Raw genomic sequence first — 25,050 nt, 5'->3', positions numbered from 1 at the left:
CTGCGACGAAGGCTCACTCGCGCCGGTAAGCGGGCGGACGCTTCTCCGCGAAGGCGCGCGCACCCTCCTTCGCATCGGCCGTGTCGAAAATCGGCCACCCCCGCTTCAGCTCGGCGGCCAGCCCGGCGGTCTCGGTCATCTCGGCCGTCTCGTAGACCGAGGCCTTCACCGCCTCGACGGCCAACGGGCCGCAGGCGTTGATCAGTTCGGCGATCTCCAGGGCCTTGGCAAGAGCCGTGCCGTCGGGGACGACATGGCCGATCAGTCCGATGTCGGCGGCTTCCCGTGCGGTGTACGGGCGTCCCGTGAGCAGCATCTCCAGCGCGTGGGTGCGCGGGATCTGACGCTGCAGCCGGACCGTGGAGCCGCCGATCGGGAACAGGCCGCGCCTGACCTCGAAGAGGCCGAAGGTCGCCGACTCTCCGGCGACCCGGATGTCGGTGCCCTGGAGCATCTCCGTGCCGCCCGCCACGCAGTACCCCTCGACGGCTGCGATCACCGGTTTGCGGGGGCGGTGATGGCGCAGCATCGCCTTCCAGTGCAGGTCCGGGTCGGCGGTCAGCCGCTCCCGGTACTGCTCGCCGCCGGTGCTCTTGCCCGCGAGGGCCTTGAGGTCCATGCCGGCGCAGAACGAGTCGCCCGCGCCGGTGAAGACCACCGAGCGGATCGAGTCGTCCGCGTCCGCCTCCAGCCAGCCGTCGTACAGGCCGACCAGCATCGGCAACGAGAGCGCGTTCTTCGCCTCGGGCCTGTTGAGCGTGAGCACCAGTGTGGCGCCCTCGCGCTGGATGTCGAGGTGTTCCGTGCCACCCATCGACCGTCTCCCCTCTGCCAGAACGAGAACAGGTTGCAGTAGGCGCCGATGCACTTCAAGGGTTTTCTGACAGTCAGTCAGATTTCTTCGCGCGAGCCCTTCACAGTCACGCCGCCCTTTGCTCTGATGACCGGCGAACCGTCACAGAGCCAGGCCGGGACCAGTTCAGGAGGAACGGTGGAGTACAACCTTGCCGACCTGTTCGAGTCGGTCGTCGACGTGGTGCCGGACCGTGAGGCGCTCGCGTACATCGACATTCCCGGTACGGGCGGGGAGCGACGGCTGACGTACGCGGAACTGGACGCCGCGGCCAATCGCATCGGTCACCATCTGCTCGACAGCGGAGTACGGGCCGGCGAGCACGTCGGGCTGCACCTCTACAACGGGGTGGAGTACGTGCAGGCGCTGCTGGGCTGCCTGAAGGCGCGGATCGTCCCGGTCAACGTCAACTACCGCTATGTCGAGGAGGAGTTGGTCTACCTCTACCGGGACGCGGACCTGGTGGGGCTGGTCTTCGACACCGAGTTCACCGACCGGGTGGCGGCCGCACTGCCGCACGCGGAACGGCTGCGGAACCTGATACGGGTCGGGGAGGCGGAGCCGGGCGCGCTACCGGCGGTGGACTTCGCCGACGCCGAGGCTTCCGGGTCGCCCGGGCGCGGGTTCCCGGCGCGTTCGGCCGACGACCAGTTCATCATCTACACCGGCGGGACCACGGGGATGCCCAAAGGGGTGATGTGGCGCCAGGAGGACCTGTTCTTCTCCGGGCTGGGCGGCGGCGCACCGACCGGGGAGCCGGTCGAGCGGCCCGAGGAGCTCGCCGAGCGGGTCGCGGCGGGCGGGGCGGGAATCACCTTCTTCCCCACGCCCCCGCTGATGCACGGCACGTCGACGCTGACCGCTCTCATCGGCTTCAACTTCGGCCAACGGGTCGTGCTGCACCGCAAGTTCGTGCCCGAGGAGGTGTTGCGGACCGTCGAGCGGGAGAAGGTCAGCGCCATGTCGCTGGTGGGCGACGCGATGCTGCGGCCGCTCATCGACGCGCTGGAGGGTCCGATGAAGGGCACCGACATGTCGTCGGTGTTCAGCGTGTCCTCGTCGGGCGCGATCATGTCGGACACGGTGAGCCGGCAGTTCCGGGCACTCGTCCCGAACGCCATGCTGCTCAACAACTTCGGCTCCTCCGAGTCCGGCTTCAACGGGACGGCGACGGAGGACTCCGGCCCCGAGCGCGGCTTCCGGGTCCGGGTCAACTCCCGCACCCAGGTGGTCGATCCGGCCACGCACGAGCCGGTGGCCGTGGGTGAGGTGGGCCGGGTGGCGCAGTGCGGCCATGTGCCGCTCGGCTACTACAACGACCCGCGGAAAACCGCCGAGACCTTCTTCGAGAAGGACGGCGAGCGGTGGGTGCTGCTCGGCGACATGGCCACCGTCGACGAAGAGGGGATCGTCACCGTTCTCGGGCGGGGCTCGCAGTGCATCAACACGGGCGGCGAGAAGGTGTACCCGGAGGAGGTCGAGCAGGCGCTCAAGGCGCATCCGGATGTGTACGACGCGCTCGTGGCCGGGGTGCCGGACGTGAAGTGGGGGCACCACGTGGCCGCCGTCGTACAGCTGCGCCGGGGGGCGGTACGGATGTCCCTGGATGATCTCCAGACGCACTGCCGGACGCGGCTCGCGGGGTACAAGGTGCCGCGCCAGCTGGTGATCGCGGAGTCCATCCGCCGGTCGCCGAGCGGCAAGGCGGACTACCGGTGGGCACAGAAGGTGGCGGTGGCGGCCACGGACGGATGACGGCCCGATCCCGGCCCCGTGCGATTGAACCGAACGTGACGTGCGAACGTACTGGTGATGGCAGGCTCGGTCAACGGGCCCTGTTCGTCATGCCGTCGTGGCAGGACCGCACGCCACAGCAAGACCGCACGGAAGGACCACCGGGTGTCGCTCTTCACGCGCTCTCGTCAACTGCCGGACGCCACTCGGGACGAGGCGGATGCGGACGGTGGGGGTGCGACGGGGGAAGAGGTGACGGAAGAGGTCGCAGAGGAGACCGGGACAGTCGAGAGAGGGACGGCCGAGAGCACTGAGGCCGCCGAGACCACTCAGGCCGCCGACATTTCCGAGGCCGGCGAGTCCCCGCGCCCCGGCTGGTTCGGCTGGCGCCGCCGCTACCCCCGTACGGCCCGTGGTGTGTCCGTGGGGACGAGCGTGCTGGCCGGACTTCTGGTGCTGCTCGTGCTGCTCTTCCCGAACCGGCTCGACCACATGAACCTCCGGTCGTTCTTCCGTCTCCCCGTCGAGGCGATCGTCATCGCGGCCGTCCTCCTCGTGGTGCCGCCGAAGGTACGCCGGATCGCGGCGGTCGCCTTCGGGGTGTTCCTCGGACTGTTCACCGTCCTGAAGTTCCTCGACATGGGCTTCTACCAGACCCTGGCCCGGCCGTTCGACCTGGTCTTCGACTGGATCATGCTGGGCAACGCGACGGACTGGCTCAGGGAGACGTTCGGCCGCACCGGCGAGATCCTCGCGGTGATCGGGGTGACCGTCCTTTTCCTCGCCCTGCTCGCGCTGTGCACGTGGGCGATGGTCCGGCTGACGAACGTGATGTCCCGGCACCGTTCCACGGCGGTCGGCACCACTCTCGTCCTCGGCACGGTGTGGGTCACCTGCTTCACGGTGGGCGTGCAGTTCGGGGGTGTCTCGTTCGCCACCAAGGGCAACACCGAGTTCCTCGCCAACCGCGTGCAGCACGTGCGCAACGGACTGGGCGACGCCAAGGTCTTCGAGAAGGAGTCCGCCGTCGACGCCTTCGCCGGCACCCCTCCCGACCAGCTCCTGACCGGGCTCCGCGGCAAGGACGTCCTCTTCACGTTCATCGAGAGCTACGGCCGGGTGGCGATCGACGACCCGGCGCTGGCACCGGAGATGGACGCGACGCTCAAGAAGGGCGACGCGACGCTCAAGGCGGCCGGTTTCGCGTCCCGCAGCGGCTGGCTGAGGTCCCCCGTGACGGGCGCCGGCAGCTGGATGGCCCACTCGACGTTCCTGTCCGGCCTGTGGGTCAAGAACCAGCAGCGGTACCTGAACCTCACCTCCAGTGACCGGGCGACCCTCACCAGCTACTTCCAGAAGACCGGCGACTGGCGCACGGTCGGCATCGTGCCGGGTGTGCGCAAGTCCTGGCCCGAGGGCAAGTACTTCGGCCTCGACCACATCTACGACTCCACGCACCTCGGCTACAACGGCCCCTACTTCAGCTGGACGCCGGTGCCGGACCAGTTCAGCCTGGAGGCGTTCCAGAAGCTGGAGCACGGCAAGAAGAACCGTGACCCGATCATGGCGGAGATCATCCTGGCCTCCAGCCACAACCCCTGGTCGCCGATCGCCCACACGATCGACTGGAACGACCTCGGTGACGGGTCGGTCTTCGAGCAGATCAAGAAGGAGGGCACGAACCCGACGGAGGTCTGGAAGAGCCAGGAGCGGGTGCGCACCGAGTACCGCAAGGCCATCCAGTACTCCGTGGACAGCCTGACCCAGTGGATGCAGCGCTACGGCGACGACAACACGGTCCTGGTCTTTCTCGGCGACCACCAGCCCGTCCCTACCGTCACCAAGGGCTCCACCAGCAGGGACGTGCCGATCACGATCGTGGCCAAGGACCCGAAGGTGCTGGACCGGGTGGACGACTGGAACTGGACGGACGGCCTCAAGCCCGCCGACGACGCGCCCGAGTGGGGCATGGACAAGTTCCGTGACCGCTTCATGACCGCGTTCGCGAAGTGACACCCGGCGGCGGAGCGCCCAGCAAGGGCACGACGATGGTCACCTACCGGACGCCGGGGATCGCCTGAGGGATCGGCCTGGCGGAACCGCCCCCCCCTCAGCAGCGTGGGCATGGTGATCCGCCCCATGTGGTCCCACCACACGGGATCCGGGTGGTTGCGCTGGGCGTCGGTGGCCCGCAGCACGGCCCGGTCGAAGAGCGGGTCGGTATCGGGGCAGGACCTGCGTCGTACTGCGGCGAGCCGCTCGGTGATCTCGGCCCAGTCCCCGCCATCCGCACCCCGGCAGTGCCCTCGGGCCCCAGGACCGGTGTGCGAGGAGGCCGTGCGCGCGGGAGTCTTGCCTCGGTGCTGATCGCCTGGATTACTGATCCCAGCACCTCGACCGAATGATCGGTCGTCCGTAATGATGGGGTCGGTGGAAGGGACGTTCCGATGGCGGATACGGCGGAGCTGCTGGACTCGGGCGAACGACTGGATGCCGGGGCGTTGCGGGCGGTGCAGCTGGAGCGGTTGCGGGCGTCGCTGCGGCACGCGTACGAGCATGTGCCGTTCTACCGGGAGTCCTTCGACAGGGCCGGTGTCCGGCCGGACGACTGCCGGTCCCTGGCCGATCTGGCCGGGTTCCCGTTCACCACCAAGGCCGACCTGCGCGAGAACTATCCGTACGGGATGTTCGCCGTGCCCCGGGACCATGTGCGCCGCATCCATGCCTCCAGCGGCACCACCGGACGCCCCACGGTTGTCGGCTACACCGAGAACGATCTCTCCCTGTGGGCCGACATGGTGGCCCGTTCCCTCCGGGCGGCCGGCGCGCGCCCCGGGGACGTGGTGCATGTGGCGTACGGCTACGGGCTGTTCACCGGCGGGCTCGGCGCACACTACGGTGCCGAACGGCTCGGCTGTACGGTCGTCCCCGCGTCCGGCGGCATGACGGCACGCCAGGTCCAGCTCATCCAGGACCTGGAACCCCGGATCATCATGGTGACCCCGTCGTACATGCTCACGCTGCTCGACGAGTTCGAGCGACAGGGCGTCGATCCGCGGAGCACCTCCCTGCGGGTGGGCGTCTTCGGTGCCGAACCCTGGACCGAGGAGATGCGCCGGGAGATCGAGGAGCGGTTCGCGATCGACGCGGTGGACATATACGGGCTGTCCGAGGTGATCGGGCCGGGCGTCGCGCAGGAGTGCGTGCGGACCAAGGACGGGCTCCATGTGTGGGAGGACCATTTCTTCCCCGAGATCGTCGATCCGATCACCGGGGAGGTCCTGCCGGACGGCGAGCGGGGTGAGCTGGTGTTCACCTCGCTCACCAAGGAGGCCATGCCCGTCATCCGGTACCGGACCCGTGATCTGACCCGGCTGCTGCCGGGCACGGCCCGGGTGTTCCGGCGGATGGAGAAGGTCACCGGCCGCAGCGACGACATGGTGATCCTGCGCGGGGTGAACCTCTTCCCCACCCAGATCGAGGAGATCGTCCTGCGCACCCCGGGTGTCGCGCCCCACTTCCAGCTCCGGCTCACCCGCGAGGGCCGCCTGGACGCCCTCACCGTGCGCGCGGAGGCCCGGCCCGGCGCCACCCCCGAGGCCCGCGAGGCAGCCGCGCGGGCCATCGCGGCGGCCGTCAAGGACGGCATCGGGGTGTCGGTCGCCGTCGAGATCGTCGAACCGGAGTCCCTGGAGCGGTCCGTCGGAAAGATCCGCCGGATCGTCGACCTGCGCCCCCGCTAGCCCTTCACGCCCTTCACGACGAGAACCGGTCCCGCAGCTCCCGTTTCAGGATCTTCCCGCTCGCGTTCCTCGGCAGCTCGTCCACGAACACCACCCGCTTGGGCGCCTTGAAGTGGGGGAGCTTCTCCCGCGCGTGGTCGAGCAGTTCCGCCTCGGTGACCTCGCCGCGGGGGACGACCACCGCGGTGACGGCCTCGATCCACCGTTCGTCGGGCAGGCCGATCACGGCGACCTCGGCGACGGCGTCGTGCGTGTACAGCGCGTCCTCGACCTGGCGTGAGGCGACCAGCACGCCACCGGAGTTGATGACGTCCTTCACCCGGTCGACGATCGTGAAGTAGCCGTGCGCGTCCCGCACCGCGAGATCGCCGGAGTGGAACCAGCCCTCCCGGAAGGCCGCTTCGGTCTCCTCGGGCTTGTCCCAGTAGCCCTCGCACAACTGCGGCGACTTGTAGACGATCTCGCCGGGCGTACCGTCCGGCACGTCCTTGCCGTTCTCGTCCACGACCCGCGCGTCGGCGAACAGGACGGTGCGGCCGCAGGAGTCCATCCGCCCCTTGTGCTCGTCGGGCGCGAGGACGGTGGCGAGCGGGCCGATCTCGCTCTGGCCGAAACAGTTGTAGAACGCCAGCTTCGGCAGCCGCTCGCGGAGTCGTTCCAGGACGGGCACCGGCATGATCGAGGCGCCGTAGTACGCCTTGCGCAGCCCGCTGAGATCGCGCGTGTCGAAATCGGGGCGGTTGGCGAGGCCGATCCACACCGTGGGCGGGGCGAACAGGCTGTCCGCGCGGCCCTGTTCGATCAGGTCGAAGAGACGGTCGCCGTCGGGGGCGTCGAGGATGATGTTCGTCGCCCCGACCGCGAGGTACGGCAGCAGGAACACGTGCATCTGGGCCGAGTGGTAGAGCGGCAGCGAGTGCACGGGCCGGTCGCCCGCGCTGAGATCGCAGGCGGTGATCGCGCTCAGGTACTCGTGGACCAGGGCGCGGTGGGTCATCATCGCGCCCTTGGGCAGGGCCGTCGTCCCGGAGGTGTAGAGCAGCTGGACGAGGTCCTCGCTGCGCGGCTCGGGACCGTCGTACGGCGGTGTCGCGGCGAGGCGTGTCAGCAGCGAGTCGGCGGAATCCCGCAGCGGCAGCGTGCGTGCACCGTCCGGCAGCCGTCCCGCGAGGTCGGGATCGGCGAGGACGAGAGTGCTGCCCGACTGGCCGACGATGTACGCCAGGTCGTCACCGGTGAGGTTCTGGTTGACCGGAACATGCACCAGCCCCGCGCGGGCGCAGGCGAGGAAGGCGATCAGATACGCGTCCGAGTTGTGGCCGTAGGCGCCGACCCGGTCACCGGGTGAGAGACCTTCACCGAGCAACACGCTCGCCGCACGCGACACCGCGTCGTCGAGCTCCTCGTACGTCCACGATCGCTCGCCGTACTCCACCGCGACGCGCGCCGGGGTGCGCCGGGCGGTGCGGCGCAGCACCCCGTCAACCGTACTGCCGTGTCCAGGCGTCATACGGGACAACCTACCGGTTGGTACGCTCAACCGCTCCTTCCCTCAACGACGTTGGGAGGCACGATGCGCACCCGCCCCAGACGCGCCGTCGTCGCGGCCGTGGCCCTGTTCGCCGCCGTCGGCACGCTGCCCGCCGCAGCCGCGCAGGATCAGCGGCACCAGCAACATCCGTCGCACGGCGGCCTGTCCGCCACCATCCGCTACACCGAGTACGGCATCCCGCACATCCTCGCGAAGAACTACGCCGATCTCGGCTTCGGTACCGGGTGGGCGCAGGCCGCCGACCAGGTGTGCACGCTCGCCGACGGGTTCCTGACCGTGCGCGGCGAGCGTGCGCGATTCTTCGGGGCGGACGCGGCCTCCGACTCGGCGCTCGCCTCCGCCACGAACAACCTCTCCAGTGACCTGTACTTCCGCGGCGTGCGGGAGGCCGGGACGGTGGAGAAGGTGATGGCCGAACCGGCGCCGCTCGGTCCGAGCCGTGCGGTGAAGGACCTGATGCGGGGCTTCACCGCGGGCTACAACACCTGGCTGAAGAAGAACCGCATCACCGACCCGGCCTGCAAGGGTGCGGGCTGGGTGCGCCCGGTGACGGTCCAGGACGTCGCCGCGCGCAACTTCGCGCTTGCCGTGCTGGGCGGTCAGGGCCGGGCCGTGGACGGCATCACGGCCGCGCGGCCGCCCGCGTCCACCACCCTGACGGTCGGCACACCGGACGCCCGGGACACCGCCCGCGCGGCCCGGGACCTCTTCGCGGCCGACTCCGCCGACATGGGCTCCAACGCCGTCGCCTTCAGCGGGGCCACCACGGCGAACGGCCGTGGGCTCCTCCTCGGCAACCCGCACTACCCCTGGCAGGGCGGCCGCCGCTTCTGGCAGTCGCAGCAGACCATCCCCGGCGAACTGAACATCGCGGGCGGCTCACTGCTCGGCTCGGCGACGATCTCCATAGGCCACAACGCCCAGGTGGCCTGGAGCCACACGGTGGCCACCGGCATCACCCTCAACCTGCACCAGCTCACCCTGGACCCGGCCGACCCGACCACGTACCTGGTGGACGGCACACCGGAGCGGATGACCGAGCGCCGGGTGACCGTTGCCGTCAAGGACGGCGAGCCGGTGACGAAGACCCAGTGGTGGACGCGGTACGGCCCGGTCGTCACCTCGCTCGGGGCCGCACTGCCGCTGCCCTGGACCACCACGACGGCGTACGCCCTCAACGACCCGAACGCCACCAACCTGCGCGCCTCCGACACGGCCCTCGGCTTCGGCAAGGCCCGCAGTACGAGCGAGGTGCTGGGCGCGTTGCAGCGCACGCAGGGGCTGCCGTGGGTCAACACGATCGCCGCCGACTCGCGCGGGCACACGCTGTTCACGCAGTCCCAGGTGCTGCCCCGGATCACCGACGAACTGGCCCAGCGCTGTTCCACCCCCTTGGGCAGGGTCACCTACCCCGCCTCCGGGGTGGCGATCCTCGACGGCTCGCGCGGTGACTGCGCCCTCGGCAGCGATCCGGACGCCGTACAGCCGGGGATCTTCGGGCCGGCGAAGATGCCGGTCCTCAAGGACGCGCCGTACGCGGAGAACTCCAACGACAGCGCTTGGCTGGCCAACGCCGATCGGCCGATCACCGGGTACGAGCGGGTCTTCGGCACCGTGGGCACGCAGCGCTCGATGCGGACCCGTGGCGCCCTCCAGGACGTGTCCGCGATGGCCGCGCGGGGGCGGTTGACCGTACGGGACCTGCAGGCGCAGCAGTTCGCCAACCGGGTGACAGCGGGCGGTCTCGTGGCGGCGGACGCGGCGAAGGCATGTGCCGCGCTCCCCGGCGGTACGGCAACGGGCAGTGACGGCAAGGCTGTTGACGTCAGCGCGGCTTGTGGGGTGCTCGCGGCCTGGGACCGCACCGCGAACACCGACAGCCGGGGTGCGCTCCTCTTCGACCGGCTCTGGCGGAAGCTGCCCGTGGCCCAGTTGTGGAAGGTGCCCTTCTCGGCGACGGATCCGGTGAACACCCCCAGCACCCTCAACACCGACCCACCCGCGTTCGCGACGGCCCTCGCGGACACGGTGACCGAACTCAGGGCGGCCGGCATCCCGCTGGACTCGCGGCTCGGGGAGCACCAGTTCGTCGTACGGAACGGCAAGCGGATCGCCGTTCCGGGCGGCAGCGAGTCGCTGGGGGTGTGGAACAAGGTCGAGCCGGTGTGGAACCCGGCGAGTGGCGGATACACGGAGGTGACCACCGGGTCCAGCTACATCCAGGCGGTGGGCTGGGACGGCGGCCGCTGCCCGGTGGCCCGCACCCTGCTGACGTACTCCCAGTCCTCGAACCCGAACTCGCCGCACTACAGCGACCAGACGCGGCTGTTCTCGGCGGAGCGGTGGGTGACGTCCCGGTTCTGCGAGAAGGACATCCTGTCGTCGCCGGCGCTGCGGGTCGTGCGGGTGCGCTCCTGAGGCTCACACCGGTCGCGGGCGCCCCTCCCAGTACGGTTCCCGCAGTCGTCGCTTGTACAGCTTGCCGTTGGGGTCCCGGGGCATCTCGGTGATGAAGTCGACGCTCTTCGGGCGCTTGTAGCCGGCGAGTTGGGCGGCGCAGTGGGCGAGGAGGTCTTCGGCCAGGTTCGGCCCGGGCGTGTGGCCCGGGGCCGGTTCCACCACGGCCTTGACCTCCTCGCCCCAGTCGTCGTGCGGGATGCCGAAGGCGGCTGCGTCGGCGACGGCGGGGTGCTGGAGCAAAACCGACTCGATCTCGGCGGGGTAGATGTTGACCCCGCCGGAGATGATCATGTCGATCTTGCGGTCACGGAGGAAAAGATAGCCGTCCTCGTCGAGGAGGCCCAGGTCTCCGACGGTGAAGAAGTCACCGATGCGGTTCTTCTTCGTCTTGGCCTCGTCCTTGTGGTAGGCGAAGCCGCCGGTGTTCATCTTCAGGTACACGGTGCCGAGTTCGCCGGGCGGCAGCCGGTTGCCGTCGTCGTCGAAGATCGCGAGCTCGCTGATGGGCCAGGCCTTGCCGACCGTCCCCGGCTTCTTCAGCCAGTCCTCGGCGGTCGCGAAGGCTCCCCCGCCCTCGCTGGCCGCGTAGTACTCCTCCACACAGGGCCCCCACCAGTCGAGCATCGCCCGCTTGACGTGGTCGGGGCAGGGGGCGGCGCCGTGGATGGCGTGCCGCATGGACGAGACGTCGTAGCGTGCCCGGACGTCCTCGGGCAGGGCCAGCAGGCGGTGGAACTGGGTCGGGACCATGTGGGTGTGGGTGCACCGGTGTGTGTCGATCAGCCGCAGCATCTCCTCCGGCGTCCACTTGTCCATCAGCACCAGCTGGTGCCCGATGTGCAGGGACGCGGCCGCGAACTGGAGGACGGCGGTGTGGTAGAGCGGCGAGCAGACGAGGTGGACGTTGTCGCCGAAGGGCTGGATGCCGAAGATGCCGAGGAAGCCGCCGAGGTACGCCTCCTCCGGCCGCTTGCCGGGCAGGGGCCGGCGGATTCCGCGCGGGCGGCCCGTCGTGCCCGAGGTGTAGTTCATGACCCAGCCGAGTTCGCGGTCCGAGGGCGGCGACTCGGGTTGTCCGTCGAGGAGTTCGGCGTACGGCCGGAAGCCCTCGACCTCGCCGACGGCGTACCGGTGGCTCGCCGCCAGGCCCGCCTCGTCGGCCGCCTGCCGTGCCGCGTCGGCGAAGCGTTCGTGGGCGAGGAGGACCTTGGCGCCGGAGTCGGCGACGATCCAGGCGATCTCGGGGGCGACGAAGTGGTGGTTGATCGGGACCAGGTAGAAGCCGGCCTGGCTGGCGGCGAGGTGCGCGGTGAAGAACTCCGCACTGTTGGGCAGGACGACGGCGAAGGCGTCCCCGCGTTCGAGTCCGGCGGCGCGCAGGCCGTGGACGAGCTGGTTGGCGGCGCCGTGGAGGCGGCCGGCGGTCCAGGGCGAGCCGTCCGGGGCGATGAGGACCGTACGCGAGGGGTCTTGGGTGGCCTGGGCCCAGAAGCCCGCGGGAGGTGTGCTCGTCACTGGCCGCTCCTTCCGGCGATGCGGTTGATGCGATCGACGGCTTTCTCGAAGCCGCGGGTGAGGTCGTCGAAGACGGCCTGGACGCTGCGTTCGCTGGTCATCCGGCCGACGATCTGGCCGACGGGTGTGCCCAGCAGTGGCTCCACCTCGTACTTCTGGATGCGTGAGACGGCGTCGGCGACCAGCAGTCCTTGGAGGGGCATGGGCAGGGTGCCGGGACCGTCGGCGGAGTCCCAGGCGTCGGTCCATTCGGTACGCAGTTGACGCGCGGGTTTCCCGGTGAGCGCGCGGGAGCGGACGGTGTCGCCGGAACCGGCCGCGAGCAGCTTCTCGATGAGCCTGGGCGAGGGCAGTTCCGCCTCTGTGGTGGTCAGCCATATGGAGCCCAGCCACACACCCTGGGCGCCGAGTGCCAGTGCGGCCGCCACCTGCTGCCCGCTGCCGATGCCGCCCGCCGCCAGCACGGGCAGCGGGTCCACGGCGTCGACGACCTCGGGCGTGAGGACCATGGAAGCGATGTCCCCGGTGTGGCCGCCGGCCTCGTAGCCCTGGGCGACCACGATGTCGATGCCGCCCTCCTTGTGCTTGACCGCGTGCCGGGCGCTGCCCGCGAGGGCGGCGACCAGGACGTCCTGGTCGTGCGCGCGGGCCACCACGTCGGCGGGCGGGGAGCCGAGGGCGTTGGCGAGCAGCCGGATCGGATAGTCAAAGGCGACGTGCAGCTGGTTGCGGGCGACCTGCTCCATCCAGCCCGTGATGCGCCACCCGGACACCTCGCCCTCGGCGAGTTCGGGCACCCCGTACTTGGCGAGGGTGTCCTTGACGAACTGCCGGTGCCCCTCGGGGATCATCGCCTCGACATCCGCCTCGGTCACCCCTTCGACCTTCTTGGCGGGCATGACGACGTCCAGGCCGTACGGCTTGCCGTCGACATGGGCCTCGATCCAGTCGAGGTCGCGCTTGAGTTCGTCGGGCGCCGTGTAGCGGACCGCGCCGAGCACTCCGAAGCCACCGGCCCGGCTGATGGCCGCGGCGACGGCGGGGAACGGCGTGAAGCCGAAGACGGCGTGCTCGACTCCCAGTTTCTTGCTCAGCTCCGTCTGCATGGGCGCAGGATGCCGCAGACCTGCGGACGACGGAAGAGGTTTTCTGATGCTCCGTCAGATTCAGGTCGCGGAGCGGAGCCGTGCGCGGGACGGGGCCGGGGACCGGCGGCTCAGCCGGGGACGTCCAGCCGCTGGGTGCCGACGACCGACAGCAGCCGTAGCGCCTCTTCGGACGGGGAGCCGGGAACGGCCGTGTAGATCACGACCCGTTGGTCGCGGTCGGCGATGTCCAGGACGTCGCAGTTGACGGCGACCGGGCCGACCACGGGGTGGTCGAAGGTCTTGCAGAGCGTGGGGCGGGCCGTGACGTCGTGGGCCGCCCACAGCCGGGCGAACTCCTCGCTGCCGTCGATGAGTTCGGCCACCAGGCCGGTCACCTCGGCGTCGTCGGGATAGCGTGCGGAGGCGGCACGCAGCTGCTGCACCGAGGTGACCGCGAACTCCTCCCTGTCCGACACCCCGTACAGGCGCCGTCCCTCCGGGTGCGGGCCGAGGAAGGCACGCCGGACAAGGTTGCGGTCGCGGCGGGAGAGGGCGGAGAAGTCCTCCATGAGGGCCGCGGCCAGGTCGTTCCAGGCGATGACCTCGTAGGTGGCCGACATGACGATTGCGGCGGCCTGCGGCAGCCGGTGCAACAGGTCGACGACGCTCTGGCGCACCTCACGGGAGGGACCGGGCCGCGGGCCCGGCGGAGTGCCGGCGAGGTGGTGGAGGTGGTCGCGTTCGGCGTCCGACAGGCGCAGGGCGCGGGCCACCTGTGCCAGGACCTCCAGGGAGGGGCGGGGTCCGCGCGCCTGCTCCAGCCGGGTGTAGTACTCGGTGGAGATGTACGCCAGCTGCGCCACCTCCTCGCGGCGCAGGCCCGGGGTACGGCGGCGCGGTCCGGCGGGCAGCCCCACGTCGGAGGGGGCGATGCGCTCGCGTCGGCTGCGCAGGAAGTCGGCCAGTTCTCGTCGGTCCACGTCCCCAGTGTGCGTGGGTTATGGGCCGCCCAGCCAGGTACCACCTGTGCCTGGATAGGGATCGCGGCCGGAGGAAGGCTCGTCGGCATGACCAACACCACGATCACCCCCCTGCTCACCGACAAGGTCGCCTTCGTCACCGGTGCCGGACGCGGCATCGGCGCGGCGGCCGCACGACTGTTCGCCCGGGAGGGCGCCCGCGTTGTGCTCGCCGCCCGCACCGAGACCCAGCTGAAGGCTGTGACCGAGGAGATCCGCGCCGCCGGCGGCACCGCCGACTACGTCCTGTGCGACCTCGCCGACCCGGCGAGCGTCCAGGCCGCCGTGGACCGGGCCGTCGAGCTGTACGGCAAGCTCGACGTCGCCTTCAACAACGGGGCGACGATCCAGCAGCCCGGGCCCATGGACCGACTTCCCGAAGCCGACTTCGACCATGTCCTCGCCGTCAACCTCAAGGGTCCCTGGCTGGCGATGAACGCCGAGGTCGCCGCGATCCGCGCCACTGCCGGAACCGGCGCGATCGTCAACAACTCCAGTGTCGGCAGCCTGATGGCCAACCCGTTGCTGCCGGTGTACGGCGCCGCGAAGCGGGCGGTCAACAGCCTCACCGCGTCGGCCGCCGCCACGTACGGCCCGGAGGGCATCCGGGTCAACGCCATCGCCCCGGGCACCACGCTGACGGAGATGATCGACGAGTGGGAGGCGAGCTCCCCGGGCATCGTCGAGCAGCTCGTCGCGCAGACCCCGCTGGGCCGCGGTGCCGACCCGGCCGAGATCGCCGAGGCCGCGGCCTGGCTGCTGAGCGACCGGGCCTCGTACGTCACCGGCGTGGTGCTCCGCGTCGACGGCGGCAGCCAGGCCTGAGGGTGGACGCGGTGAGCGGGACACGGCAGCCGGCCTGAGGGCGGACGCACCCGCCCGACGCATGGCAGCCGGGCCCGAAGACACACGCACACGAGCCACGCGCGACAGCCGGGCCTGAAGACGCACGCGCACGGCGCACGGCAGCCGGGCCCGAGGCAGCCGCACGCTCCCGGGGCACGGCAGCCGGGCGCGAGGGCACCCGCACACGAGCAGCGTGCGACAGCCGCGCCCGAAGACAGGCGCACACGGACGGGAGGCGGCAGCCGGCGCGAAGGCCGGCCACGCGGCCGTGTGCGTCAGCCGCCCAGTTCCTCCAGCACGGCCATCGCCGCGTTGTGCCCCGGCACCCCGCTCACCCCGCCGCCGCGCACCGCGCCCGCCCCGCACAGCAGCACGTTCGCGTGCCGGGTCTCCACGCCCCACCGTCCGGTGCCCTCCTCGGCGTACGGCCAGGACAGGTCCCGGTGGAAGATGTTGCCGCCGGGCAGCCGCAGGTCCCGCTCCAGGTCGAGCGGGGTCTTCGCCTCGATGCAGGGCCGGCCGTCCGCGTCCGTGGCCAGGCAGTCGGCCAGCGGTTCGGCGAGGTGGGCGTCGAGCTGGGCGAGGGTCGACTTGAGGAGTTCCTCGCGTACGGCGTCGTTGTCCCGGTCGAAGAGACGGGCCGGGGTGTGCAGACCGAACAGGGTGAGCGTCTGGTAGCCCTGCTCGACGAGGGCCGGGCCGAGGATCGTGGGGTCCGTGAGGGAGTGGCAGTAGATCTCCGAGGGCGGGGCGGTGGGGAGCCGTCCGGCGGCGGCCTGGGCGTGGGCGGTGGCCAACTGCTGGTAGCCCTCGGCGATGTGGAAGGTCCCGGAGAACGCCTCGCGCGGGTCGACCTCGCTGTCGCGCAGCCGCGGGAGGCGCTTGAGGAGCATGTTGACCTTGAGCTGGGCGCCTTCGGCGGGGGCGGGCGGCCGGTCGCCGGTGAGGGCGGCCAGTTCCCGCGGTGAGGCGTTGACCAGGACGTGCCGGGCCGCGACGGTGCCCTCCGCCTCCCCGGTGCGGTACGTGATCTCCGCCGAGCCGCCGTCCGTGGAGATCCCCACGACCTCGTGGCCGGTGGCGAGGACCGCGCCGGCCTGCCGTGCCGCGGTGGCCAGGGCGTCGGTGAGGGCGCCCATGCCGCCGACGGGTACGTCCCAGGCGCCGGTCCCGCCGCCGATCACGTGGTAGAGGAAGCAGCGGTTCTGCTGGAGGGAGGGATCGTGGGCGTCGGCGAAGGTGCCGATGAGCGCGTCGGTCAGCACCACACCGCGGACCAGGTCATCGGCGAAACGGTCCTCCACGGCCACGCCGATCGGCTCCTCGAACAGGACCCGCCAGGCCTCCTCGTCGTCCAACCGCAGGCGCAGTTCGTCCCGGGTGGGCAGTGGCTCGGTGAGGGTGGGGAAGACCCTCTGCGCGACGCGGCCCGTCATGTCGTAGAACCGCTGCCAGGCCTGGTACTCGCGTTCGCCACCGGTGAGCTTGGCGAAGGCCTCCCTGGTGCGGCGCTCGCCGCCGCCGACGAGCAGTCCGGTCGGCCTGCCGTCGCGTTCGACGGGGGTGTACGACGAGACGTTGCGGGTCCGGACCCGGAAGTCCAGGCCGAGGTCACGGACGATCTTCTTGGGCAGCAGGCTGACCAGGTACGAGTAGCGCGACAGCCGGGCGTCCACGCCCGTGAACGGCCGGGTGGAGACCGCGGCTCCCCCGGTGTTCCCGAGCCGTTCGAGGACCAGTACGGACCGCCCGGCGCGGGCCAGGTAGGCGGCGGCGACCAGGCCGTTGTGGCCGCCGCCGACGATGACGGCGTCGTAGGCGCGGTGGAGTCCCTCGTGTGCAGGCATGGTTCTTCGTAACACGTGATGATCTAGGTCGGCCAGAGGTGGGCGGCACCCGGCGGCGACGGTCACTGCGCGCCGGAGGCCCGCTGCTGCCGCAGTACCGCCACTCTCCGGTAGAGCTCCACCGCCTCCGCGCCCCGGCCGAGCTGTTCCAGGCAGTGCGCCTCGTCGTTGCGGCTGGCGAGGGTGTCGGGGTGATCGGCGCCGAGGACGCGTTCGCGGGCACCGGCCACCGTGCGGTACTCGGTGAGGGCGTCGGTCCAGCGGCCGAGCCAGCCGAGACCGACGGCGACCTCACGGCGGCTGACCAGGGTGTCCGGGTGGTCGGGGCCGAGGACGCGCTCGCGGATCGCGCACACGTCCCGGGACTCGGCGAGGGCCTCCTCCCAGCGGCCGAGGCGGCCGAGGTTGACGCCCAGACCGTGGCGGGCGCGCAGGGTCTCGGGGTGGGCGGGGCCGTGGACGCGGGTGCGGTCCTCGATCAGGTCGCGGTAGAGGCGGAGCGCGTCGGCGCTGCGGCCGAGGCGGCCGAGGCTGATGCCGACCTCGTAGCGGGCGGCGAGGGTGTCGGGGTGATCGGGGCCGAGGGCCTGGGCGCGGGCCTCGGCGACCTCGTGGTAGGTCTGCAGGGCTTCCGCCCAGCGGCCCAACTGGCCGAGCGCGTAGGCGACTTCGTAGCGGGTGACGAGGGTGTCGGGGTGCTGGGGGCCCAGCACCCGGGCACGCGCGGCAGCCACTTCGCACGCCATGCGGTAGGAGTCCTCCAGGCGGCCGAGCCTGCTGAGGTTGAAGGCGAGGTTGTGACGACAGCGCAGGGTGTCGGGGTGGTCCGGGCCCATCCCGCGCTCGCGGGCGGCGAGGACCGAGGTGTAGACCTGGTGGGCGTCGAAGTGGCGGCCCAACTGACCGAGGACGTACGCCATTTCCTGGCGGACTGCCAGGGTGTCGGGGTGGTCGGCGCCCAGGGTGCGGGTCCTGGTCGCGGCCACGTGCTTGTACGCGCGCAGGGCGTCGGCGGCGCGGCCGGTGCGGCTGAGGGTGAAGGCGACCTCGTAGTGGCTGGCGAGGGTGTCGGGGTGATCGGGGCCGAGCAGGTGCTCGCGTTCGGCGGCGACCGCGCGGTGCACCTCGCCGGCCTCCGCCCAGCGGCCCAGGCGCCCGAGGCTGAGTCCCGCGTTGTGCCGCCCGGCGAGTGCCGTGAGGGCCTGCGCGGAGGGCACGGACGGCACCTCCGGCACCGGTTCCTCGACGCGGCCGGTGGCGGGGCGGGCGATCCACTCGCCGGTGAGAGCGGCCCCGGCGTCCGGGGGTGTGGTGACGAGGCCGGCGCCGGTGGCCTTGTGGCCGGTGGTCATACCCCGGGTCCAGGACGGCAGCCGGGTCTCACGCGGGCGGGCGGGATCGGGCCACTCCTGCGGGCGGAGGTCGGGCGGCTCCTGGGGCCGGAAGTCGGGCCGCGGGGTCACCACGGTGGGCACGTACGCCGGTGTGGTGCGGCCCAACGTGATCCGGCGGCCCAGCTCACGGGCGTCGCGCGGGCGTTGTTCGGGCTGTTTGGCCAGCAGGTCGAGGATGACCCTGTCGAGATACTCGGGGAGTTCGGCGCGGTGGCTGCGCGGCGGCCGGGGCGGGGTGTCGCGGTGGCCGACGAGGATCGCCCACGCGTCCTCCAGGTCGAACGGCGGTGCCCCGGTGGCGATCTCGTACAGCACGCACCCCAGGGAGTACAGGTCGCTGCGCTCGTCGACCTCGGAACCCCCTATCTGCTCCGGCGACATGTAGTGCGGGGTGCCCATCGCGATGCCGGTGCCGGTCAGCCGGGAGGTGAAGTCGACGTCGTGGCCGAGCCGGGCGATGCCGAAGTCGCAGATCTTCACGGTGCCGTCGGTGAGGCGGACGATGTTCGCGGGCTTCAGGTCCCGGTGCACGATGCCCTGCTGGTGGGTGTAGGCGAGGGCGGCGGCGACCTGGTCGGCGATCTCGATGACGTCGGCCACGGGCAGGGGGTGCTGTTCGTTGTCCTCCAGGAGCTGGCTGAGGTTGCGCCCCTCCAGGAGCTCCATCACCAGGTAGAGGACACCGTCGGACTCGCCGAAGTCGTGGACGACGGTCACCCCGCGATGGCTGAGCGCCGCGGCCACCCGGGCCTCGCGCCGGAACCGCTCCCGCAGGACCCGGGTGAAGCTCTGGTCGTGCTGCCCGCCCAGGGGCTTGAGGCACTTCACGGCGACATGACGGCCCAGTGACTCGTCGCGGGCCCGCCACACCTCGCCCATGCCCCCGCGCCCGATCAGATCGAGCAGTCGGTACCGCCCCTGGATGACCCTGCTGTCCCCCATCTGCTGCGACCGCCCCCGTCGAACTCGCCCCGCCACCCCTGGCCTGTCCAGTATGGCGACCTATCGTCCGAGTTTGTACGGGGCGGGGCGGGTGCCGGGGCCGAGCCGGGCCATGGCGCGCAGGATGTGCTTGGGCGGGAGTTGCCAGCGCAGACGTGCGGGAACGCAGCGCAGCAGGGTGCCGGTGGCGCGCAACTGGCGGGTGACAGTGGTGGGTTCGGGGGCTTTCCTGCCGTACAGCTCGTGGGCGTACGGCGGCAGGGCGGCGTACGCCAGCTGCGCCACGCGCCGCCACAGCATCTCGCGCGCCGGGACGAGAAGGGGGTGCGTCGGCGGGCGGAGCAGGAAGTCGTCCACGTCGCGGGCCTCGGGCGTAGCCGCGAGTTCGGGCAGCATCTTCTCGAAGTAGGCGGCCATCTCGACCTGGTCGGCCGGTACGGCGTCGGGGTCCAGGCCCACCAGGCGGGCGCTGACCCGGTGCTCGGACATGTAGCGGTCCGCCAGCTCGTCGGTGAGACGGAAGCCGGAGCGGCGGGCGACCTGGAGATAGGAGTCGATCTCGGCGCAGTGCACCCACAGCAGGAGCTCGGGTTCGTCGACGCCGTAGCGTTCACCGGTGTCCGGGTCGGTCGCCCCGAGCATGCCGTGGATCTTGCGGACCCGGGCGCCGGCCTTCTCCGCGGCCTCGGTGGTCCCGTAGGTCGTGGTGCCGACGAAGTTGGCGGTCCGCATCAGCCGGCCCCAGGCGTCGCGCCGGAAGTCGGAGTTCTGCATGACGCCGCGCAGGGCGCGCGGGTGCAGGGCCTGGAGGTAGAGCGCGCGGATGCCGGCGACCCACATCATGGGGTCACCGTGCAGCTGCCAGGTCACGGACGATGGACCGAACAACCCCGGGTCGGCCGTCATGTCGGCAGTGTGACCACGATCGCCGGTCGGCACAAGGCAACGTCGGTGACATTGGCTTCAAGCAGCTCCGCAAGGGGCGCCTCGTCCGGCACGCCGCCCAGGAGCACGCGGCCGGCGCCCCCGCCGCACCCCTCCCGCGCTCGGTTACGGATGTGTTCCGAGCTCTTGACGACAGCCGTATGACTGCGTAGACATGACAGCGCAGACAGACCGCGTGGCCAGTCACGGGCGGGTCTGGCATCATCTGGCTCGTACATCCGGCCATCGGGAGACACCATGACGCGAGGAACCACACGGAGCGGCAACACCGCGGCTCCGCGCAGCGTGGATGTGGCCCGTCTGGCGGGGGTCTCGCAGAAGACGGTGTCGCGGGTCTTCAACGACGAGCAGTACGTCTCCGCCGATGTGCGCAGGCGCGTCCTCGAAGCCGCCGAAGAGCTCGGCTACCGGCGTAACAACGCCGCCCGGGCACTGGCCTCAGGACGCACCCGCTCCATCGGCGTGGTGACTCTGGGCACGGCCCTGTACGGACCCGCCACGCTGCTCATGGGCGTGGAGCGGGTCGTCCGGGACACGGGATACGCGCTGCACGTGGTCAACACGATGGAGGGCGACGCCTCGGGCGTGACCGGTGCCGTGAGTTCACTCCTCGATCAGGGCGTGGACGGCATCGTCATCTCCGAACCGATCGACGAAGCGGGTACCGAAGGAGACGCTTCCTTCCGCATCGACGTTCCGGTGCTCGTCCTGGGTGCGCCACTACCTCTCACCGCCCCCAGGGCGCTGACCGCCGGGGGCGGTGCGGACCTGATGGCACACTCCGCCGTCGAGCACCTGCTGGAACTCGGGCATCCGACAGTCCATCACCTGGCCGGTCCGCAGCGGTGGTACGCCGCCCGGGACCGCCTCGATGGATGGCGGGCGGCGCTGACCGCGCACGGCAGGGCCGTACCGCCGGTCGTCGAGGGCGACTGGTCGGCCGCGTCCGGATACCGGGCGGGACGGGAACTGGCCGAAGACCCTGACGTCACCGCGGTGTTCGCCGCCAACGACGACATGGCGATCGGCCTGATCCGCGCACTGACGGAGGCCGGACGCCGGGTGCCGGAGGACGTCAGCGTCGTCGGATTCGACGACATTCCGGTCGCCGCCTATGTGACTCCTCCGCTGACCACGGTGCGGCAGCCGTTCGACGCCGTGGCGCAGGAGGGACTCAAGCGTCTGGTGCATGCCATCGAGAACCCGGACGCGGATCCGTTACCCACGAGCGATCCACCCATCGATCTCATCATCCGCTCCTCGACCGCGTCACCACCGAGCCGGACGACCCCGGCTCGTGGCCGGCGTACCGCCTCTCGTGCACTCGGTGGCGCGGACCGTCCGCCGCTCCCGAACGGAGGCCCGTCCACCCACCGCTGACCCGCACCGGTGAGCCCGGACATCAGCAAGTCCACGGCGGGCGCGTGACGTCAGTACAAGCCGCTGCTTCCGGTCACGCCCCGCCCCTTTCGACGCCTCCGCCGCACGATCGCCGCGGGGCCGTTCCGGAAACCAGCAGGCGCTGAGCCAGGTTCCCCCACCCTCTCTGCCTCTGGTTTCGTCCCCATTCTTCTTCGGCCGCGACCGCCACCTCCGCACACGGAAGGCACGCCGGCCCCGGTCCACGAGGACCCGCACCCGGCCCTGTCGGTGTCCGAGCCTCGGCAGGCGCGTCCGCGCCCCCTTCACCACACCTTCGTACGCCCTTGCCAGGCGTGCCGTCATCTTCGCCACCGGCGGGAGTTCACCATGCCCAGAAACACGTCCACATCCATGTCCGGCCGCTCCTCGATGAGCCGTCGACTGTTCCTCACCACGACAGGTGCCGTCTCGCTCGGCCTCACTCTCACCGCCTGCGGCGGCAGCGATTCGGGCGGCTCGTCCGGGTCCTCCAAGCCTGTCACTCAGGCCGACATCGACAAGGCGATGAAGACGCCGACCGAGCTGACGTTCTGGACCTGGGTCCCGAACATCGACAAGGAAGTCGCCCTCTTCGAGGCGAAGTACCCGGCCATCAAGGTCAAGGTCGTCAACGCCGGCCAGGGAACGCCTCAGTACACCAAGTTGCGTACGGCTCTGAAGGCCGGCAGCGGTGCCCCGGACATGGTGCAGATCGAGTACCAGGCCATCCCGACCTTCACCATCACCGACAGCCTGCTCGACCTGCGGCCGTACGGCGCCTCCGCGCTCAAGGAGAAGTTCGTCGACTGGACCTGGCAGCAGGTCAGCGGCAGCAAGGGCGAAGTGTGGGCGATCCCCCAGGACACCGGCCCGCTCGGCATGCTGTACCGCAAGGACATCTTCGACAAGCACGGCATCAAGGTCCCCGCGACCTGGGACGAGTTCGCCGCCGCGGCCCGCAAGCTCCACAAGGCCGACCCCGACGTCTACCTGACCAACCTCGCGGCCAACCAGGTCGCCGCCTGGCACGGCCTGCTGTGGCAGGCGGGAGCCAAGCCGTACGTGGTGTCCGGCAGGAGTGACATCACCATCGGTGTCGACGACGCCGTCTCCAGGAAACTCGGCGCGTACTGGGGCGGCCTGGCCCAGGAAGGGGTCGTCAGCACCGACCCCGACTTCACCGACGGCTGGTACGCCGGGTTCAACAAGGGCAAGTACGCCACCTGGATCACCGCCGCCTGGGGGCCGGCCTTCCTCTCCGGCTCCGCCAAGGCCACCTCCGGCAAGTGGCGCGCCGCCCCCCTCCCGCAGTGGGACGCGTCGAAGCCGAGCTCGGGCAACTGGGGCGGCTCGACCACCGCGGTCATCCGCTCCACCAAGAACCCCATCGCGGCAGCCCAGTTCGCACAGTTCCTCAACAGCGACCCGGCCAGCGCGAAGATGTTCGCCACCGAACAGTTCTTCTTCCCCGCCACCAAGGCCCTCCTCACGGACGCCACGTTCACCGGCGACGCGCCCGCCTTCTACGGCGGCCAGAAGGTCAACCAGGTCTTCGCCGACATCAGCTCCACGGTCAACTCCTCCTTCCAGTGGCCCCCGTTCCTCGACCAGGCGGCGACCGACTGGACCGAGACGGTCGGCAAGTCCTTCGCCGACAAGACCGACACCGTCCGCGCGCTCGGCACCTGGCAGACGCGACTCACCACCTACGCCAGGAGCCAGGGCTTCACCGTCGAGACGCCGTAACGGCCCGTCGGGTCCCGTGCGCTGGCGCGGGACCCGCCCCCACCGACACAGTCCCATCCCTCAGAAAGGCCCGATGATGACTGCCACAACCGCGGCCTCCCCCAAGGGCAGGAGGCGAGACGGGTCCACACGCCTCGGGCGCGGCGGCAAGAGCCGTCAACGGACGGCAGGACCGCTGTTCGTCGCACCCTTCATGGTGCTGTTCCTGCTGCTCTTCCTCGCCCCGCTCGGCTACGCCGCCTATCTCAGCCTGTTCCAGGAACGCCTCATCGGCGGCACGGCGTTCGTCGGGCTCGACAACTACGCCCAGGCCCTGAGCGATTCGCAGTTCCTGCACGGCATCGGACGGGTCGCCCTGTTCTTCGTCATCCAGGTCCCGGTGATGCTGCTGCTGGCGCTGGTGTTCGCCCTCGCCCTCGACAGCGGGCTGCTCCGGCTCGCCCGTGTCATCCGACTGGGCATCTTCGTCCCGTACGCCGTCCCGAGCGTGGTCGCCGCGCTCATGTGGGGCTATCTGTACGGACCGGACTTCGGCCCCTTCGCCCAGCTCAGCCGCAATCTCAGCCTGCCCGTCCCGCACTTCCTCAGCGACGGTTGGATGCTCGGCAGTCTCGCCAACATCGTGACCTGGGAGTTCGTCGGCTACAACATGATCATCCTGTACGCCGCCCTGCGCACGATCCCCGAGGAGCTGTACGAGGCCGCCTCGATGGACGGGGCCGGCGCCTGGCGGATCGCCTGGTCCATCAAGCTGCCGGCCCTGCGCCCCGCGCTGATGCTCACCCTGCTGTTCTCGGTGATCGGCAGCTTCCAGCTGTTCAACGAGCCGAAGCTGTTGATGACCATCGCCCCGGACGTGATCAGCAGCTCCTACACCGCCAACCTCTACGCCTACACGCTCGCCTTCACCGGCCAGCAGGTCAACTATGCGGCCACGGTGTCCTTCCTCCTCGGCCTGGTCATCGTCATCGCCTCCTACGCCGTACTCCTGACCGCGAACCGCAGGAGGTCCGCATGACGACCACCACCCGCATGGCCACCACCGCCGAGCCATTGACGAAGCCGCCTTCCGCCGCGCCGCCTCGGCGGGGATCCGCCTCCCGGCGCCGCAGCACCCCGCTGACGATCGCCATGCTGGCGGTCCTGGCCTACTTCCTCCTGCCCCTGTTCTGGCTGCTGATCGCCTCGACCAAGAGTACCCAGGACCTGTTCAACAGCTTCGGCCTGTGGTTCTCGCACGCCCCGCAGCTGCTGACGAACGTCAGGCAGACCTTCACCCAGGACGACGGGGTCTTCGTCCACTGGCTGCTCAACACGGTCATGTACGCGGGCGTCAGCGCGATCGGCGCCGCGCTGCTCGCGGCCGCCGGCGGGTACGGTTTCGCGAAGTTCCGCTTCCGCGGTGACCGGTTCTCCTTCAACCTGGTGCTCGGCGCCGTCATGGTCCCGGCCACCGCGCTGGCGATCCCGACCTATCTGCTGTTCGCCAAGGCCGGTCTGGTCAACACCCCGTGGGCGGTCATCCTGCCCTCGCTGGTCAACCCGTTCGGCCTGTACCTCATGCGCGTCTACGCCCAGGACGCCGTCCCGGACAGCCTCCTGGAGGCCGCTCGGATCGACGGCGCCGGGGAGGCGCGGATCTTCGGCACGATCGTGCTGCGGCTGCTCGCGCCGGGTCTGGTCACCGTGCTGCTGTTCACGCTCGTGGCGACCTGGAACAACTACTTCCTGCCGCTGATCATGCTCAATGATCCAAATCTGTACCCCGTCACCGTCGGCCTCTCCTCCTGGGCGGCGCAGGCGCAGAACGGCGGGGCCGGTGCCAGCAGCGACATGCTCGCCCTGGTCGTGACCGGCTCCCTCATCTCGATCCTGCCTCTCGTCGTGGCCTTCCTGCTGCTCCAGCGGTACTGGCAGAGCGGCCTGGCCGCCGGCGGTGTCAAGCAGTAGGGCCCGCGGCCCCTC

17 protein-coding genes are annotated in these 25,050 nt (G+C 70.6%); 9 read left to right on the top strand and 8 right to left on the bottom strand.

The features are described from left to right. Nucleotides 1-13 precede the first annotated feature (13 nt). Nucleotides 14-814 carry a crotonase/enoyl-CoA hydratase family protein gene (locus ACGFWE_RS23830; RefSeq protein ID WP_393601545.1) on the bottom strand — a complete coding sequence of 267 codons (801 nt, stop codon included), beginning with the start codon at nucleotides 812-814 and terminating at the stop codon, nucleotides 14-16. Nucleotides 815-991: 177 nt separating this feature from the next. Here ACGFWE_RS23830 and ACGFWE_RS23825 point away from each other — a divergent pair, with 177 nt between their 5' ends. From ACGFWE_RS23825 to paaK, 3 genes are all read left to right on the top strand, one after another. Next, nucleotides 992-2,608: an acyl-CoA synthetase gene (locus ACGFWE_RS23825; RefSeq protein WP_393601543.1), complete on the top strand. Its 1,617-nt coding sequence runs from the start codon at nucleotides 992-994 to the stop codon at nucleotides 2,606-2,608. 144 nt (nucleotides 2,609-2,752) lie between these two features. Then, complete coding sequence (locus tag ACGFWE_RS23820; protein ID WP_393601541.1) at nucleotides 2,753-4,600, top strand: sulfatase; 1,848 nt, start codon at nucleotides 2,753-2,755, stop codon at nucleotides 4,598-4,600. Between the two features lie 434 nt (nucleotides 4,601-5,034). Next, nucleotides 5,035-6,330, top strand: coding sequence for a phenylacetate--CoA ligase PaaK (gene paaK / locus ACGFWE_RS23815; RefSeq protein ID WP_393601539.1), 1,296 nt, complete (start codon nucleotides 5,035-5,037; stop codon nucleotides 6,328-6,330). A 13-nt stretch (nucleotides 6,331-6,343) separates the two neighbouring features. Here paaK and ACGFWE_RS23810 read toward each other — a convergent pair whose 3' ends face one another. Then, a complete protein-coding gene (locus ACGFWE_RS23810) occupies nucleotides 6,344-7,840 on the bottom strand; it encodes an acyl-CoA synthetase (RefSeq protein WP_393601537.1) in 1,497 nt (498 codons plus the stop codon). A 63-nt stretch (nucleotides 7,841-7,903) separates the two neighbouring features. Here ACGFWE_RS23810 and ACGFWE_RS23805 point away from each other — a divergent pair, with 63 nt between their 5' ends. Beyond that, entirely contained in the window at nucleotides 7,904-10,300 is a 2,397-nt protein-coding gene (locus ACGFWE_RS23805) for a penicillin acylase family protein (protein WP_393601535.1), read from the top strand. A 3-nt stretch (nucleotides 10,301-10,303) separates the two neighbouring features. Here ACGFWE_RS23805 and ACGFWE_RS23800 read toward each other — a convergent pair whose 3' ends face one another. The 3 genes from ACGFWE_RS23800 to ACGFWE_RS23790 all read right to left on the bottom strand — a co-directional run bounded on the left by ACGFWE_RS23800 (nucleotide 10,304) and on the right by ACGFWE_RS23790 (nucleotide 13,925). Further along, a complete protein-coding gene (locus ACGFWE_RS23800; protein ID WP_393601533.1) occupies nucleotides 10,304-11,857 on the bottom strand; it encodes an acyl-CoA synthetase in 1,554 nt (517 codons plus the stop codon). Further along, nucleotides 11,854-12,963, bottom strand: a complete 1,110-nt coding sequence (locus tag ACGFWE_RS23795; protein WP_393601531.1) for an NAD(P)H-dependent flavin oxidoreductase — start codon at nucleotides 12,961-12,963, stop codon at nucleotides 11,854-11,856. The genes ACGFWE_RS23800 and ACGFWE_RS23795 overlap by 4 nt, the downstream gene beginning before the upstream one ends. Nucleotides 12,964-13,073: 110 nt before the next feature. Then, a complete protein-coding gene (locus ACGFWE_RS23790; protein ID WP_352386107.1) occupies nucleotides 13,074-13,925 on the bottom strand; it encodes a helix-turn-helix transcriptional regulator in 852 nt (283 codons plus the stop codon). A gap of 87 nt (nucleotides 13,926-14,012) precedes the next feature. Here ACGFWE_RS23790 and ACGFWE_RS23785 point away from each other — a divergent pair, with 87 nt between their 5' ends. After that, the gene (locus ACGFWE_RS23785; RefSeq protein ID WP_393601529.1) at nucleotides 14,013-14,789 is read left to right on the top strand and encodes an SDR family NAD(P)-dependent oxidoreductase; all 777 of its coding nucleotides are present in this window, start codon (nucleotides 14,013-14,015) and stop codon (nucleotides 14,787-14,789) included. 296 nt (nucleotides 14,790-15,085) lie between these two features. Here ACGFWE_RS23785 and ACGFWE_RS23780 read toward each other — a convergent pair whose 3' ends face one another. From ACGFWE_RS23780 to ACGFWE_RS23770, 3 genes are all read right to left on the bottom strand, one after another. After that, on the bottom strand, nucleotides 15,086-16,657 hold the full coding sequence (locus ACGFWE_RS23780; RefSeq protein ID WP_393601527.1) for a phytoene desaturase family protein: 1,572 nt from the start codon (nucleotides 16,655-16,657) through the stop codon (nucleotides 15,086-15,088). A gap of 62 nt (nucleotides 16,658-16,719) precedes the next feature. Then, complete coding sequence (locus ACGFWE_RS23775; RefSeq protein ID WP_393601525.1) at nucleotides 16,720-18,993, bottom strand: tetratricopeptide repeat protein; 2,274 nt, start codon at nucleotides 18,991-18,993, stop codon at nucleotides 16,720-16,722. Nucleotides 18,994-19,053: 60 nt separating this feature from the next. After that, nucleotides 19,054-19,899: an oxygenase MpaB family protein gene (locus ACGFWE_RS23770; RefSeq protein WP_352386115.1), complete on the bottom strand. Its 846-nt coding sequence runs from the start codon at nucleotides 19,897-19,899 to the stop codon at nucleotides 19,054-19,056. 276 nt (nucleotides 19,900-20,175) lie between these two features. On the opposite strand from ACGFWE_RS23770, the gene ACGFWE_RS23765 reads away from it, so the two are divergent. The 4 genes from ACGFWE_RS23765 (at nucleotide 20,176) to ACGFWE_RS23750 (ending at nucleotide 25,035) form a co-directional block, all read left to right on the top strand. Next, nucleotides 20,176-21,318 carry a LacI family DNA-binding transcriptional regulator gene (locus ACGFWE_RS23765; protein ID WP_393601523.1) on the top strand — a complete coding sequence of 381 codons (1,143 nt, stop codon included), beginning with the start codon at nucleotides 20,176-20,178 and terminating at the stop codon, nucleotides 21,316-21,318. A 369-nt stretch (nucleotides 21,319-21,687) separates the two neighbouring features. Continuing rightward, nucleotides 21,688-23,085, top strand: a complete 1,398-nt coding sequence (locus tag ACGFWE_RS23760; protein ID WP_393601521.1) for an ABC transporter substrate-binding protein — start codon at nucleotides 21,688-21,690, stop codon at nucleotides 23,083-23,085. 73 nt (nucleotides 23,086-23,158) lie between these two features. Then, complete coding sequence (locus ACGFWE_RS23755) at nucleotides 23,159-24,103, top strand: sugar ABC transporter permease (RefSeq protein WP_352386120.1); 945 nt, start codon at nucleotides 23,159-23,161, stop codon at nucleotides 24,101-24,103. Continuing rightward, entirely contained in the window at nucleotides 24,100-25,035 is a 936-nt protein-coding gene (locus ACGFWE_RS23750) for a carbohydrate ABC transporter permease (RefSeq protein ID WP_352386121.1), read from the top strand. Before ACGFWE_RS23755 ends, ACGFWE_RS23750 begins: the two co-directional genes overlap by 4 nt. The last annotated feature ends 15 nt before the right edge of the window (nucleotides 25,036-25,050 follow it).

Origin of the sequence: Streptomyces sp. NPDC048523 (assembly GCF_043199815.1) — a bacterium.
Classification (GTDB): domain Bacteria; phylum Actinomycetota; class Actinomycetes; order Streptomycetales; family Streptomycetaceae; genus Streptomyces.
The sequence above is the reverse complement of the archived record's forward strand: the minus strand, read 5'-3'. Positions and strand labels throughout refer to the sequence as shown.